Annotated in this window: 11 protein-coding genes; 10 read left to right on the top strand and 1 reads right to left on the bottom strand. The window is 70.3% G+C overall.

Going from position 1 to position 14,035, the window contains the following annotated elements; genetic code table 11:
- Positions 1–46: 46 nt before the first annotated feature.
- The gene (locus tag ACIBTM_RS28185) at positions 47–553 is read left to right on the top strand and encodes a hypothetical protein (protein ID WP_395880160.1); all 507 of its coding nucleotides are present in this window, start codon (positions 47–49) and stop codon (positions 551–553) included.
- A gap of 42 nt (positions 554–595) precedes the next feature.
- Positions 596–1,729 carry a sensor histidine kinase gene (locus ACIBTM_RS28180; RefSeq protein ID WP_395880159.1) on the top strand — a complete coding sequence of 378 codons (1,134 nt, stop codon included), beginning with the start codon at positions 596–598 and terminating at the stop codon, positions 1,727–1,729.
- A gap of 144 nt (positions 1,730–1,873) precedes the next feature.
- On the opposite strand, the gene ACIBTM_RS28175 is transcribed toward ACIBTM_RS28180, so the two are convergent.
- Complete coding sequence (locus ACIBTM_RS28175; protein WP_395880158.1) at positions 1,874–2,536, bottom strand: response regulator; 663 nt, start codon at positions 2,534–2,536, stop codon at positions 1,874–1,876.
- 188 nt (positions 2,537–2,724) lie between these two features.
- Here ACIBTM_RS28175 and ACIBTM_RS28170 point away from each other — a divergent pair, with 188 nt between their 5' ends.
- The 8 genes from ACIBTM_RS28170 to ACIBTM_RS28135 all read left to right on the top strand — a co-directional run bounded on the left by ACIBTM_RS28170 (position 2,725) and on the right by ACIBTM_RS28135 (position 13,963).
- Positions 2,725–3,231 (top strand): DUF1453 domain-containing protein, encoded by a 507-nt coding sequence (locus ACIBTM_RS28170; protein ID WP_395880157.1) that lies wholly within the window; start codon positions 2,725–2,727, stop codon positions 3,229–3,231.
- Positions 3,232–3,319: 88 nt separating this feature from the next.
- Positions 3,320–3,766, top strand: coding sequence for a hypothetical protein (locus ACIBTM_RS28165; RefSeq protein WP_395880156.1), 447 nt, complete (start codon positions 3,320–3,322; stop codon positions 3,764–3,766).
- A 136-nt stretch (positions 3,767–3,902) separates the two neighbouring features.
- Positions 3,903–4,766: a peptidase inhibitor family I36 protein gene (locus tag ACIBTM_RS28160; protein WP_395880328.1), complete on the top strand. Its 864-nt coding sequence runs from the start codon at positions 3,903–3,905 to the stop codon at positions 4,764–4,766.
- 162 nt (positions 4,767–4,928) lie between these two features.
- Positions 4,929–5,522 (top strand): helix-turn-helix domain-containing protein, encoded by a 594-nt coding sequence (locus tag ACIBTM_RS28155; protein WP_395880155.1) that lies wholly within the window; start codon positions 4,929–4,931, stop codon positions 5,520–5,522.
- The gene (locus ACIBTM_RS28150; protein ID WP_395880154.1) at positions 5,519–6,031 is read left to right on the top strand and encodes a hypothetical protein; all 513 of its coding nucleotides are present in this window, start codon (positions 5,519–5,521) and stop codon (positions 6,029–6,031) included. Before ACIBTM_RS28155 ends, ACIBTM_RS28150 begins: the two co-directional genes overlap by 4 nt.
- A 38-nt stretch (positions 6,032–6,069) precedes the next feature.
- The gene (locus ACIBTM_RS28145) at positions 6,070–7,941 is read left to right on the top strand and encodes a trypsin-like serine protease (protein ID WP_395880153.1); all 1,872 of its coding nucleotides are present in this window, start codon (positions 6,070–6,072) and stop codon (positions 7,939–7,941) included.
- Between the two features lie 48 nt (positions 7,942–7,989).
- Complete coding sequence (locus ACIBTM_RS28140; protein WP_395880152.1) at positions 7,990–11,382, top strand: ALF repeat-containing protein; 3,393 nt, start codon at positions 7,990–7,992, stop codon at positions 11,380–11,382.
- 133 nt (positions 11,383–11,515) lie between these two features.
- Positions 11,516–13,963, top strand: a complete 2,448-nt coding sequence (locus tag ACIBTM_RS28135) for an ATP-binding protein (RefSeq protein ID WP_395880151.1) — start codon at positions 11,516–11,518, stop codon at positions 13,961–13,963.
- Positions 13,964–14,035 lie beyond the last annotated feature (72 nt).

The raw sequence follows: 14,035 nt of genomic DNA, 5'->3' as shown, positions 1-14,035 counted from the left end.
GTGATCGATACCGAAACAGGTCGACCACAGCCGAGGAGAGTCCGCAGTGGACACCAGCACGCTGATCAACATCGCGGTCGCCGCCGCGGTCGTCGTCTACGTGATCCATCAGCGTATGAGCTGGAAGCCGCTGGAGAACGTGGAAATCTGGGGCGGGCCGCTCACCCTGGTCGCCATCGGGGTCATCCAGATGCGGCACCTGGACGCCACCATCAGCGTGACCGACATCGTCTTCCTCGGCGTAGGCCTGCTGGTCTCGCTCCTTGGCGGCGCCGCGATGGGCGCGATGACGCAGTTGCAGCGGCGCGGCGACAAGGTCTACCAGCGGATCGGCGCGCTCGGGCTCGCCGTCTGGGTGGGCCTGCTGCTCGTCCGCGGCGTGCTCGGGGTGATCGGGCATTTCGCCGGCGCGACGCTGACCTCCGGCGGCGGCACCATCCTGCTCTCGCTGGGCGCGAACCTGATGGCGATGACGCTCGTACTGTCCGCCCGCCTCGGCGGCGCCAAGGCGCTTTCGGGCGGTCATCGCGGAATTCCTCCATCTTCGGAATGATCACCCGCGAGCCGAAAATGGTCGTGGCCCTACGATCGTCAGATGACCGGCGCAGTGTCCGACGAAGAACGTCGCTGGCGATGGGCCGCGCCCGCCGCCGGAACTGCGCTGCTGGCCGTCGCGCAAATGACCGCGACCGTCCCGGCCGGCGCCGCCTGGCTGTGGGTGCTCTACGCGGTGTCGTCGGCGAGCTGGCTGCTGTGGATCGGGATCAGCGAGCGCTTCCCCCGCGCGGCCCTGCTCCCCCTCGCCGTGGCGAGCGCGGTCCCCGCCTTCGGCACCGGCGCCGCCACCGACGGCACCGCCGTGATCATGACCTGTATCACCCTCGCCGCGTTCGCTTCACGGCTGGAACCGGGCACCGTGGCGATCATCGCGCTGATGGTCTTCGACGCCGTCGTCATCGTGGCCTCCAGCCTGCTCGGCCACCGCTCTTCGGAGGCTTGGCTGGGCGCGCTCGGCGCGGTCGCCATCGTGGTCCTCGTCGGGTTCACCCGCCGCGGTCATCTGACCAGGGTCGCGCAGGCGGAACGGTTGCTGTACCAGGAACGGCTGGCGCACACCCGGGGCGTGCGCGCGGCCACGCTCGACGAGCGCACGCGCATCGCCCGCGAAATCCACGACGTCGTCGCCCATTCCCTCGGCGCGCTGCGGGTCCAGCTCGAGGTGATGCACACCCTGCTGGTGGAGGAGAACGACACCGAAGGCGCGCTGCGTTCGCTCGCGCTGTCGCGAAGTCTCGCCGACCAAGGGCTCAGCGACGTCCGGGACGCCGTGGCGGCACTGCGCGAGGACGTCCGCGCCCTGCCGGACGCGCTGAACGAACTGGCGCGGACCTTCGGCCGGGAACACGACACCCCGGCGGATTTCACCATGCTGGGCGAGCACCGCGATCTCCCGTCGGCACAGACGATCGCACTGCTGCGGATCTGCCGGGAAGCGCTGACGAACGCGGCCAAGCACGCCGCGGGCGAGGCGGTGAGCGTCGAACTGGAGTACTCGCCGGACGAGGTCCGGCTGCACGTCCGCAATCCCCTCGCCGTCGCACCGGACCCCGCTCACTCGCCGGGCTACGGCCTGACCGGGATGCGTGAACGGATCGAACTCGTCGACGGCACCCTGGTCACCGGCCCGGACGGCCTGTTCTGGGACGTCACCGCGCGCGTCCCTGGCTGAGGCGAATGTGCCGCCAGGCGGATCTCGCGTGCTTGAAGGCGTAACTCGCGTGATCAGACACGGAACTCGCGTGCTTGGACGGCGAAACCCGAGTTCCGCTTTCAATCACGTGAGTTCCGCCTTCAATCACGTGAGTTACGTGCGTCAGTCCCGCACGTAACCCGTTTGGTAGGCATAGCGGACGGCCTGCGCGCGATCCCGGCTCCCCGTCTTGGCGAAGATCCGGTTGATATGACTCTTGACCGTCGTCTCGCTGACGAACAGTTCCGCGGCGATCTCCTTGTTGCTGCGCCCCGTCGCGATCAGCGTCAGCACATGGGCTTCCCGCTTGGTGAGCTTTGCGTCGTCGTCCGGCGGCGGCGCCGGAGCGGGTGCCAAGGCGGCGCCGAGCACCCGCCGCTGCACCCGCGGGTCGAGCAGGGCCTGTCCCGCCGCGGCCGCGTGCACCGCGCGCCCGATTTCGTGCTTGTTCGCCGATTTCGTCAGATATCCCAGCGCTCCGGCCGCCAAGGCACGCAGCACCCAGTCGTCGTCGGCGTAGGTGGTGAGCACGACGACCTCGATCTCCGGATGCCGTTCCTTGATCCGCCTGGTCGCCTCGACGCCGTCGCACCGCGGCATGGAGAGGTCCATCAGGACGACGTCCGGGCGCAGTTCCCCGGCCAGCCGCACGGCGACCTCGCCGTCGGGCGCCTGGCCGACCACGGTGATCCCCGCGACCGTCCCCACCAGCAGGGCCAGCCCTTCGCGCACCGCCGCCTGGTCTTCGGCGATCACGATCCGTACCGGGGGCACTTCTTCGACCATGCCTGCATCATGGCCTGCCCTCACTTGTCCGCGCCACACGGCACTCCACCTCGAGGTGGACGCCGATCTCCAACCGGATCCCCACCCGCGCGCCGATGATCGGCCGGGCCGTTCGCCCTAGCTTTCGGGACAACCGGCAGCGAACTGCCGGATGGGGAGTCTTTCGAAGGAGTTCGATGAGTGAGGCCATGCGAAACGCGCTTATCCTGAGCGGCGTACTGCTGGCACTGGTGCTGTTCACGCACATCGGTCGCCACAAGGCCCACCTGGTCATCCTGATCCTGCCTTTCTTCACATGCGCGCTGGTGGGCTGGGCGGTCCTCTACGACCTCAAGCCGACCACGCCGAACTCACTGGCCGGACTGGTCGGCATCGCGGCGGGAGCCCTGATCGGATGGGGATTGTTGAAGGGTACGAAGGTCGAGTGGGATCAGGAGAAGTCCGCCGTCTACACCAGGGCGGGCCGGGTCTACTTGGGACTGTGGTTGTTCGTCCTCGTAGGACGGCTCGTCTTCGTCTACACGCTGGAGCACAGCCACTCGTTCGCGGCGGACTTCGGCAAGTTCCTGATGGACACCGGGATCGACGCCGGCGGAGTCTCCGCCTTCTTCGTCACCATGGCGCTGACGATGGTCGTCTTCCGCACCGCCGGAGTCTGGGTGTACCGGGCCAAGGTACTCAGGCAGGCTCAGTGAACCCCCGGTTACGCGAGCTGTCGACTTCGCATTCCATATGATCGGGACACGGCTCACTGTGGAACCCCGGACAAGGAAAGCGGGCGCGATGAAGGAACCGTTGTACCGTCGCGTGAACACCCGGGCCAGGCTCGTCCACCACGACCACGGCGGGGACTACCGGCATCAGCGCAACACGAAAAGAGAGCTCGCCTCCGATCTGACCCGCGGGTCGATGGGACGGCGGGCACGCCGAGGCCTGGACTACACGCCGTTGTTCCGGTTCCTGCTCGGCAAGATCGGCGAGGACTGGGACGGGGTGCGCGACGAAGCCGCCGCCCGGCTCGATTCCACCGACCCGATCTACTGGCTGGTCGCACGGCAGCCGCACGAACGACGCGACTACGTGCGGCTCGGCGAGGCCAGTTACTACAGCGGCCTCTACGTGGACGACGAAAACCGGTTGCAGCTCGTCGACCCCGAACTGGGTTCCGACGATCTGGAGCCGGCGTGCCCGTGCTGCACACACACCTTCAACGGCGTCCGGTTCACCTGACACGCCCGGCTCGTTCCGACCGGCGGACGAGCGGCAGTTTTCCCGTTACGACTTCCCCTGGCGTCCATCCCGTCCGTACCGTCGCGCACTGGCTGATTCGCCGCATTCAAGGAGAAAGGGAACGTCGTTGAGAAGAGTGATGGTCGCACTGTTCGGCGTGGCACTGGCATTGAGCGGCACTCTACTGGTCACCCCGTCCGCGCAAGCCGCGACGGCACGGAACGGCGTCTGCGAAGACGGTGAGTTCTGCTTGTACTACAACAGTAATCAGCAGGGATCGGTCAGCGATTTCGACGGATCGGTCGGCAACTACGGCGACGGCGCCGACTGCTATCACTTCCTCGGTACGGGTGCGGGGAAGGGCCTGTGCGTGAACAACCGCGCGGCCTCGGTGTGGAACCGGCGGGACGCGGTGGTCACCGTGTTCTCCAAGGGCGGCTGGACGGGCCAGATCGATTCGTTCACACACGGCGTCAAAGGCAATTTGAGCTCGGCGTACAACAACAACGTCGGGCACCTGCTCGGGCTGGTGGGAAACGAGTGGCTGGAAACCGGGCTTTACCACAGTGATTCCGGCCGCATCAGCTCCTATTTCGACGGTTACGTGAATACGTCGGGCAGGCACGAGGGGATCGACTTCGCCCGCGGCTTCGGCTCTTCCGTGTACTCGATGACCCAGGGCTATGTCATCAGGAAGACCGAAGGCAGCAACGGCAGCGTCGGCCTGTCCACGTTGGCGATCTACAACCGGGATCAGGACTTCACGATCATCTACCTGCACCTCAACCCGTCGAACGGGCTCGCGGTCGGTGATTTCGTCAGCCGTGGCCGGCAGATCGGCACCGAGGAGTATCGCGGCGCCACCGCCGCGCACACGCATGTCGAGTACCGGCCGGGCAGGCACGAGAGCGCGTCGGACAGCACCGGCGATCCGGTTCTCGACAACCCGAGCCCGTCGATGTTCTGGCGGAACCACGGCTACAACATCTGCTGCGGATAACGCCGTCAGGCCCGCTCTGCTCCCCTGGGCCGAGCGGGCTTCCCGGGCCGCACGATGAACCGGCACTTCTTCGGTGAAGTTTCCGGTTGCCCCTCCTCCGCCGCCTGCCGACCATGATGCGGCATCGGTGACGTGAGTCGCTGAGCGAAGCGGAGGACGCCAGTGACTCAAGGTGTTCACACGGGACCGATCCTGCCTGGCAGACAGGCGATCGTGCTGTACGTGTTGCTGCGTAACGCGAACCGGGTGGTCGGCATCGACCGGTTGATCGACGCCGTCTGGGACACCGAGCCGCCCGCCACCGCGCACACCCAGGTTCGGATCTGTGTATCCGCCCTGCGGGCGAATCTCGGCAGGATCGGGCTGCCGTCGTCCATCGTCACCGAGCCGCCCGGATACCTCATGCGGGTGACCGAGGCCGCCCCCACGCTGGAGGCGATGATCCCGGCGGGCGAGAGCCCGGCCCACTTCGGCAGGTTGCTGCGCAGCCACCGGCAGAGCCTCGGCACGACCCAGCGGCTTCTCGCCGCGCGCTCCACCGTCAGCATCCGAGCGATCAGGGACCTCGAGCACGGCCGGGTCGGCAAGCCCCGCCGTGACACGGTCCGGCTCATCGCGGCCGGGCTCGGCCTGTCCGGCCAGGCTCTCGCCGACTTCGAACGAGCAGCGGCAGGCGAGCCCTCCGCCACGGCCTCGTATCGACCGACCACCGGCACGTCAGCGCCGGGAACACACCGCAAGAGGAGACCCGTATGAAGCATCCGTTGAGAGCGGCGCTGGCCGCCACACTCGCCGCTCTCGCCGCCTTCGCCATCGGCGGCGCGCCCGCCGGTGCCGACGCGACCCCGCAGGCCGCCGATCTGCCACCGCTCGCGATCGAGGACTTCAACTACCCGCAGGCCGCGCAAATCCAGGCGGAGCGCGGATTTCTGCTCAAACGCGGCGACGGCCACATCGTGCTGCTCGCCACCTGCCCGACCGGCACGGATCCGGACCTGCTGCGGATCGCCGAACGAGGCCAGCCCGGCTCCGGCTACGTGTGCTTCCGCGTCTACGGGAAGACCGGCCACCTGACCGTCGAGATGCCGTCCGTTTACGGCGTGAACACCGGGAACTTCACCACCGACGTCGTGCTGACCCCCGACGACGGGACGACGACGAAGACGTACAAGGTGCCGCCGAACAGCTTCGCCGGCGTCGGTGAGAGCGACCCCACCGGCACCGGCGGCGAGTACACGCTGCTGGAAATCAAGGTTTCCCGTTGACCGGCCACCCCTTCCCGCACCGTGTGAGGAACTCAGTCATGACAAGACCCACCCGGACTCGCTCGACCAGACTGGCCTTGGTGTCCGGCCTGGTCCTGGCCGCCGCCGCGGTGACGACCGCACCCGCGGCGGCCGTCGTCGGAGGCGACTCCGAGCACGCCTTCGTCGTTCGGCTGGACATCGGCGGCGGTGCCCGCGCCTGCACGGGCGCGCTGGTCGCGCCTGGCTGGGTGCTCACCGCCGCGAGCTGCTTCGCGGCCACCCCCGGCACCGGCCTCCCGCCGTCGGGCACCCCTCCTCAGCCTGTCACCGCGACGATCGGCCGCCCCGATCTCACGACCACCGCCGGTGTGGTGCGGACCGTGCTCCGGCTCGTACCGCACGAGTCGCGGGACCTGATGATGGCCCAGCTCAACCTGTCCGTCCCGGGTGTCACCCCGGTCGCGGTCAGCTCGACCGCGCCGTCGGCGGGCGAGCAACTTCAACTCCCCGCCTACGGCCGCACCACCACCGAATGGGCGCCGCTGCACCAGCACGCGGGCACCTTCACGGTCGACGCGGTCACCGGCGGAGACGTCGCGCTCACCGGGCAGAACGGCGCCGCCGTCTGCGCCGGTGACACCGGCGGTCCCGCGCTCCGCACCACCGCCTCCGGCGTCGAGGTGGCCGCGGTGAACAGCCGCTCCTGGCAAGGCGGCTGCTTCGGCACGCCGCCGACCGAGACCCGGACCGGCGCGGTCGACACCCGCGTCGACGACGTGCGGCCGTGGATCGCGGGCGTCGCGCAGAGCGTCCACTGGACCGACGCGACCGCGGTCGCCGGCGACAACCAGACCGACTCGGCGATCGCGACCTCGCCCAACGGCGCGCTGACCGCGGTGGTGTGGGAGGACGACCGGCTGGGCACCAATCCCGCCGACACCGTCGGCACCAACGTCTACCTGCGGCTCTACCAGAACGGGCAGCCCAAGTTCACCCGCGCGGTCACCGGGACCGGAACGGCGAACTGGAAACACATCCAGCCGGACGTCGCGGTCCGCGACGACGGCACGACCATCGTCACCTACGCCGACGACCATGACGGCAACGGGTATTACGACGTCAGGGTGAAGACGTTCAACTCCGCCGCGACCGAGACCGGCTCGACCGTGGTCAACGCGAACGCGGCCGGACAGCAGCAGAATCCGCGGATCGCCGCGGACCCGGACGGCACGGGCTTCGCCATCGCCTTCGAAACCTGGGACGGCGCCCCGAAACAGGTGAACCTGGCGTTCTATTCCGCCATCACCCTGAAGAAGTGGGAAAAGATCATCAGCCCCGGCGCCGGTCCCAGCCAGAACCCCGACGTGGCGATGGGTTCGAACGGAAACGCGGTCGTGGTCTGGGAAATGGACACCGGCAGCGGTTCGTTCGCCATCCGTATCCGCGGGTTCGCCCCGGACGGCACGGAGTCGCTCGGCTACCGCGCCCCCGGCGGCACCGGGGATCAGCGGGAGGCGAGCATCGCCGCCGATTTCGCGGGCAACTTCGTCGTCGGCTGGCAAAACGACAACGCGGGCACCAGGCAGGTCGCGGTCCGGTCGTACACCGCGGCGGGTACCGGGGGCGCCATCAACTACGGCCCGAACGGGGCGGAACCGAGGGTCGGCATCGACGGTCAGCGACGCGCCGTCGTCGCCTGGCGGTACGGCGGTGACGTGTACGTGCGAGGCGTCAACGCGGACGGCACCACCACCGGCAGGCTGCCTGCGCTGCGGACCACCCCCGTGGCCAACTCCAGCGCCGACGTCGAGCCCGCGGTGGCCGTCGATCCGGTCGGCGCGATCACGCTGACCCACACCAAGACGGTCAACACGGCCGGGTTCAACCAGATCCAGTACGGCACCGGCCTGAGCAATTTCGGCTGGTAAGGACCGCCTTCACCCTGAAGCAAGCTCAGTTCTGGAAAGGAATCCGTGATGTCCTCGAACGAATGGTCCAGACGCCAAGCGCTCCGCGTGTTCGGCGGCGCCGCCGCGCTGACCGCACTGCCCGCCGGGTTCGTACTCGCCGGCGCCGGCCCGGCACTCGCCGAAACCGACCCCGCCGGGACCGGACTGCCGGACACCGCCAGGGGGCGGGCGCTGTGGCAGTACAAGATCGGCGGCAAGGCGGTCCGCCGTGAGGGCAAGACCGCGCTGCTCGGTTCGGACGCGGACATCACGGATTTCCTGAACAACCGGCTCCAGCCCGCCATCGACGAGGACAACCGGTTCGCCCTCTTCGCCGCGCTTCCCTTCGCGGGCCGCGCGGCCACCTCCGGGATCGGCACCGCCCTGTCCGGCGGCGGCGCCGCGATGTCGACCTTCCTGCGGGACGGCTACACCGCCGCGGTCACCGAGGACAAACGGGTCGAGGTGCTGACCATCAAGAGCACGGGTGGGACCGCGGTGCAGCGGGCGGCGACCAACGCCCTGAACACCAACACCTTGGACGCGTTCACCACGTTCATCGAGGCCGGCCAGTTCCCGGCCCACGACGAGGACGCCAGGCTCCTCGTCTTCACCATGCTCAACACCGGGTCACCGCAGGTGAAGCTCTACGCCCAGCGGGCGCTCGACTCCGGTACCCCCGAAGCGATCGACTGGTTCCTGCGCACCGGCCAGTACATCGCCCGCGCCCGCGACGAAGAGTCCGCCACCATCCAGCAGCTGGTCGGGATCGTCGAACGGGAAGGCCGTATCGCGCAGCGGTGCACCGATCAGGCCGTTGCCCTGTCCAACGCCGCGAAGGAGGCCGCGGCCAAGGCGAAACAAGCCGCGCTCGCCGCACTGGAAGAGGCCCGCGCCGCGCAGAACGACGTACGCCGCTCGGCCAAGGCGGCCAACGCGGCCGCCCGCGCGGCCAAGAACGCGGCTTCCTGCGCGGCCACCGCGATCAGCGCCTCCCGTGCCGCCCAGCAAGCCGCGCGCCGCGCGGCGTACGCCTCCCAGGCCGCCGCGCACGCCACCGCCGCGGCGGGCCAGGCGGCCGCTCGCGCCTACAACGCCGCCATTTCCGCGTCCAACAACGCGAGCGCGGCGGCCGCGGCCCGGCAGGCCGCCGCCACCGCCCGCAACGCGGCCGGGCAGGCACGGAATGCCGCGGCGGCCGCCGAGCAGGCACGGATAGCCAGCTGGAGCGCGGTCTCGGCGGGGACCTCGGCCGCGGCCGCCGCGACTGACGCGGCAGCGGCCGCGAAGGCGTCGTCCGACGCCGCGTCGGCCGCCGGGGTGGCGCAGGCCGAGGCCCAGGAAGCCCGTCAGGCCGCGGCCGAGGCCACGGCCGCGGCGGAGCGCGCCAGACGTGCGTCGGAGGCCGCGCGAGGGTTCGCCAACCAGGCCTCCGTGGCGGCCGCCGCCGCACGCGATGCCGCGAACAGCGCGGCCGCCCACGCGGACGCCGCGGCGGCCGCCGCGGAGGAGGCGGCCGACCACGCCGGTCAGGCGATCGACTACGCCAACCGGTCCACGGCGGCCGCCGCGCGCGCCGTCGACGCGGCCGAGCTGGCCATGAACACCGTCAACCAAGCACGGGCCGTCGAGCAGGCGGCCAGGGACGCGGAGACCGCCTCGCTGGCCGAGGAGACCGAACTCGGCGTCGAACTCGCCCAGCGGGAGGCGCGGGAGGAGGCGGAGGAACGGGCCAGGATCGCCCGGCAGCAAACGCAGAACGCCTTGACCGACGAGGCGACCCGCACCTTGATCGCCGACGCCGAAACCGCGATGCGCGCCGGCGACACCGGCCGCGCGGCCGCGCTGGGACGGCAAGCCGCGCTCCAGCTGATCACGAACGGGCTCACCAGAAGCTGGACCAAGTCGGCGGCGGAGTTCGCCGTCGCGGGCGGTGACGAGGACGTACTGGCCTGGCTGGGCACCGACCGGCTGCTGTCACAGCGACAGGACGACGCCGAAACCGTCGCCGCCGTGGCCGGTGTGTCGACGATGACGGTGGCCACCGCCGCCGCCCAGGCGCTGGAGACCGGCAATCCCGCGTCGGTCACCGAATTCCTCACGACCGGCGCGATCAACGCCGCGGCGGAGGACAACAGGCGGACGATCTACGCCATTCTCGCCGACAATCCCGGGGCCGCGGTGCGTACCGCCGCGGAAGCGGCGCTGAACGACGGATCGGCCGCCGCGTTGCACCGGTTCCTCAAGGTGTCCATCGTCGACGCGGCCGCCGAGGACGACCAGGTCGAGGCGTACCGGCTGCTCAACGAGGGCGGCCCGTACACGAAGGCGGCGGCGAAGATCGCCCTCGCGGGCACCACGAACATGCGCCGCGGTTTCGTCGCCGGTACCCAGTTCGACACCACTCAACTCGACCACGACTGGGCCACGCACGTCGCCGCGATCCGGGCGGCCATCGCCCACGCGGCCAGGATCGCGTCGGACGCGCTGGCGAACGCGGCCCTTGCGTCCAAAGCCGCCGCGGAGGCCAGGAAAGCCGCCGCCGAAGCGGTCACCTGGGCCAACCGGGCGGCCGGGTACGCGGCGGACGCCCAGCGCTCCGCCACCGAAGCCGCGAACAACGCCGCCGAAGCCGAGCAGTCCGCCGTGGACGCCCGGCGCTCCGCCGACCAGGCGGCGGCCGCGGCCGCCGTCGCGAACAAGGCACGGCGCTCGGCGAACTCCTCGATGCTGCGCGCGTTCGACTGTGCCGGCCGGGCGGTCAGCTTCGCTTACAAGGCCCAGGCCTCCGCGAACAGCGCCCGCGCGTCCGCCATCCAGGCCGGCCGAGACGCTGCTGCGGCGGCGGAGGAGGCGAGCCACGCTCGGCTCATCGTCGTCCAGGCCGCGGAAGCCGAGGCCGCGCTGGCGGCGCAGAGAGCGGCGAGGGACGACAGCCTCGATCCCAACGCGCAGGGCGACTCGTCGATCATCGGTATGTGGCAGAACAACCCCGATCGGCTCCTCGAGGAATCGGCGAAGTTCTTCGACCGCCTCGCGGACTGGGCGGGCCTGCTCGACGGCGTCTGCGGTGTCGGCGCGTTGCTCCTCGCGGGAGCGCCGCCGGTCGCCGCCGTGCTCGCCGCCGTCGGCACCGCCGCCAAGATCGTGTCCATCGCCTCCGGATTCCTCGCGGCAGGGGCGTCCGGCATGCGTTATGGCTGGGAAAGCAGCGAGTTCCACACAGCCCTCGGGAAGGCGATGGTGAACACGTTCATCACCGGAGTCGGAGCGATCAAGATCGCCGAAAGGGCCCTGCCGTCGGGTTGGTCGGCTGTCCCGCAGATAACGCTCGAGCGCCATTACGAGTTCATCGGTTCGAAGACGTGGGACGCGTTCGAAGGCACCTTCGGCTGGCTGCACCGTCTCTTCAACCCCTGATCTCCGGTGACCGAACGGGCCGGGTCCCTCGCTCGCCGAGGACCCGGCCCGCCCAGCGTTTTCGACCAATTTCGATCAAACTCTTGGACGAAACACCGTTTTCCGGCGTCGCACCCGCTCTAACATCCGCGAAATGGACCGTGGGCCGAGTTCGCTACTGGGTGAGGCACGGCGGGAAGCCGGGCTCACCCAGGAAGAGTTGGCAGAACGCACCGGGCTGACGGTGCGGAGCATCAGCAACATCGAGCGTGGCCGGGTCGCCCGGCCACGGCGCCATTCGGTGGAGGCGCTGGCGCTGGGGCTGGGTCTCCAGGGCGAGCAGGCGAACCGGTTCCTGCGGCACTACTGCCCGGACGCGGTGACGCCGACGAGAACGCCGGTCGTTTCGGTGCCCGCGCAACTGCCTTCGGGCATCACTTCGTTCGTCGGGCGGCAGCGGGAGATCGACGCGCTCGACGCGCTCCGCGGCGAGGCGGCCGGCGGGGGTGTCGTCTTGGCCGTGCTGGAGGGTATGGCCGGGGTCGGCAAGACCTCGTTGGCCGTGCAGTGGGCGCAGCGGGTCAAACAGGACTTCCCCGACGGGCAGTTGTTCGCGAACCTGCGCGGGTACGGGCCGGGGGCGCCCGCCGACCCGGGCGAGGTGCTGCGGTCGTTCCTGCGGGCGCTCGGCGTGCCCGTGGCCGACGTGCCCGCCGACCTCGACGACCGGGCCGCGTCGCTGCGCAGTGTGCTGGCCGGCCGTTCGGTGCTCATCGTGCTGGACAACGCCCGCTCGGCGGACCAGGTCCGGCCGCTGCTGCCCGGCCACGCGGGCTGCGCGGTGGTGGTGACGAGCCGCGTGGCACTGCACGGGCTGACGATCAGCGCCGACGCGCACCGGGTGCCGGTGCCGCTGCTGACCGAGCGGGAGTCGTTCTCCTTGCTCGACCGGTTGGCGGGCAACGGACGAAGATTCGCCGACCGCACCGCGCTCGCCGACATGGTGTCGGGATGCGGCGGTCTGCCACTCGCCCTGCGCATCGTCGGTGAACGGCTCGCGCACAACCGGAACCTGGCGAACGTGGCGTCCACGATGCGTTCGGCCGGGGGCCGGCTCACCGCACTGACCACCGAAGAAAAGGCCACCTCCCTGCCCTCCGTGCTGTCCTGGTCCTACGACGCGTTGCCCGGCGACGTGGCCTCGGGCCTGCGGCTGCTCGGGCTCCATCCCGGCCCGCACTGGGACAGCACGGCCGCGGCGGCGCTGCTGGGCACGGATCCGGCCGAGACCCACCGGCTCCTCGACGCCCTCGCCGACAGCCACTTGCTGCTCGCGCACCGTGCGGACGGCCGCTTCGAATTCCACGACCTCGTCCGCGAATACGCGCGCGGCCGCGCCGACGAGGAACCGGCGCAGCGGCGATCGGCGGCCCTGCGCCGCCTCGCCGAGCACTGTGTGGCCGGGGCGGCCGACGCGGCCGGGTCGATGGGGGCGGGCGACCCCAACCGAAGACCCCTGCTCACCCCGGTCGCCGAGCACGTCAGGTTCACCGGCGCCGAAGACGCGGCGACCTGGCTGGCGGCGGAGATGCCCACCTTGATCGCCATCGCGGAACAGTCGTCGGCCGACGGCGGCACCTACGCCCGCGACCTCTCGACCGTGCTGTGGCAGGTGTTGCGGGTGCACGGTCACTACGACGCGCTGCGCACACTGCACCGTCTCGCGCTCACCGAGGCGCAGCGGGCGGGCGACGCCATCGGCATTCAGCAGGCGCTCGTCGACCTGGCCGCGATCTGCGCCAGGCTCGGCCATTTCGACGAGGCGGTGACACATCTGACCCGCTGCCTCGACGTCGACGGGAGCCCGGTCGTCACCGGCCGCGCGCTGAACATCCTCGGCACCGTGTACGGGCAACTGGGCCGCTACGCCAACGCGGCGGACCACTTGAGCAGGGCGGTCACGGTTTCCCGGGAGACCGGCGACCGCCTCAACGAGGGGCGCGCGCTGTCCAACCTCGGCTTCGTCCACGAACGCCGCGGTGACCTCGACGCCGCTCTCGACTGCTACCGGCAGTGCCTGACCAACGCCCAACGCATCGGTGACCGGCTGAGCGAGGCGATCTCGCTGCACAACCTCGGGGACGTGTACCGCGCGCTGGGCCGGTGGCCGGAAGCCCACGACCACCTCGACCGGTCTCTGAGGGTCAGCAGGGCCGAGGGCCACCGGGAGGCCGAAGGGTACGCACTGGCCTACCTCGGACTCGTGCACCTCCGGCAGGGCGACGCGGCGGCGGCCCGCCCGTATCAGGAGGCGGCGCTCGAAATCGCGGTGGCGACCGGTATCCGTCCGCTGGAGACCCTCGTGCACAACGGGCTCGCGGACAGCGCGCTGGCATGCGGTGACCGGACGGCCGCGATGGCGCACTACACGCGGGCCGCCGAACTCGCGCGGCTCACCCGTGAACCGCACGAGGAGGCCCGCGCGCTGACCGGTATCGCCGCGACCCACGACGACGTCGGTGCTCCGGACAAGGCCAGGCCGTACCGCGAACGCGCGCAGTCGCTGTACCACGCGATGGGCATCGCGATGGTGCCTTCCTGACCGGAACTTGCCGTCGGCGCAGTTTCCGGTCGGGTTTCCTGGACCGCGCGCCGTCCCGGAAGTTCAATCTGC

Source organism: Amycolatopsis sp. NPDC049868, from assembly GCF_044461365.1.
Taxonomy (GTDB): Bacteria; Actinomycetota; Actinomycetes; order Mycobacteriales; family Pseudonocardiaceae; genus Amycolatopsis.
The sequence above is the reverse complement of the archived record's forward strand: the minus strand, read 5'-3'. Positions and strand labels throughout refer to the sequence as shown.

What these genes read in the sequence shown, in the direction of transcription:
- ACIBTM_RS28165 (WP_395880156.1), top strand. Translation starts at nt 3,320, where the DNA reads ATGAAGGAACCGTTGTACCGTCGCGTGAACACCCGGGCCAGGCTCGTC.
- ACIBTM_RS28170 (WP_395880157.1), top strand. Translation starts at nt 2,725, where the DNA reads ATGCGAAACGCGCTTATCCTGAGCGGCGTACTGCTGGCACTGGTGCTG.
- ACIBTM_RS28180 (WP_395880159.1), top strand. Translation starts at nt 596, where the DNA reads ATGACCGGCGCAGTGTCCGACGAAGAACGTCGCTGGCGATGGGCCGCG.
- ACIBTM_RS28135 (WP_395880151.1), top strand. Translation starts at nt 11,516, where the DNA reads ATGGACCGTGGGCCGAGTTCGCTACTGGGTGAGGCACGGCGGGAAGCC.
- ACIBTM_RS28140 (WP_395880152.1), top strand. Translation starts at nt 7,990, where the DNA reads ATGTCCTCGAACGAATGGTCCAGACGCCAAGCGCTCCGCGTGTTCGGC.
- ACIBTM_RS28150 (WP_395880154.1), top strand. Translation starts at nt 5,519, where the DNA reads ATGAAGCATCCGTTGAGAGCGGCGCTGGCCGCCACACTCGCCGCTCTC.
- ACIBTM_RS28145 (WP_395880153.1), top strand. Translation starts at nt 6,070, where the DNA reads ATGACAAGACCCACCCGGACTCGCTCGACCAGACTGGCCTTGGTGTCC.
- ACIBTM_RS28175 (WP_395880158.1), bottom strand. Translation starts at nt 2,536, where the DNA reads ATGGTCGAAGAAGTGCCCCCGGTACGGATCGTGATCGCCGAAGACCAG.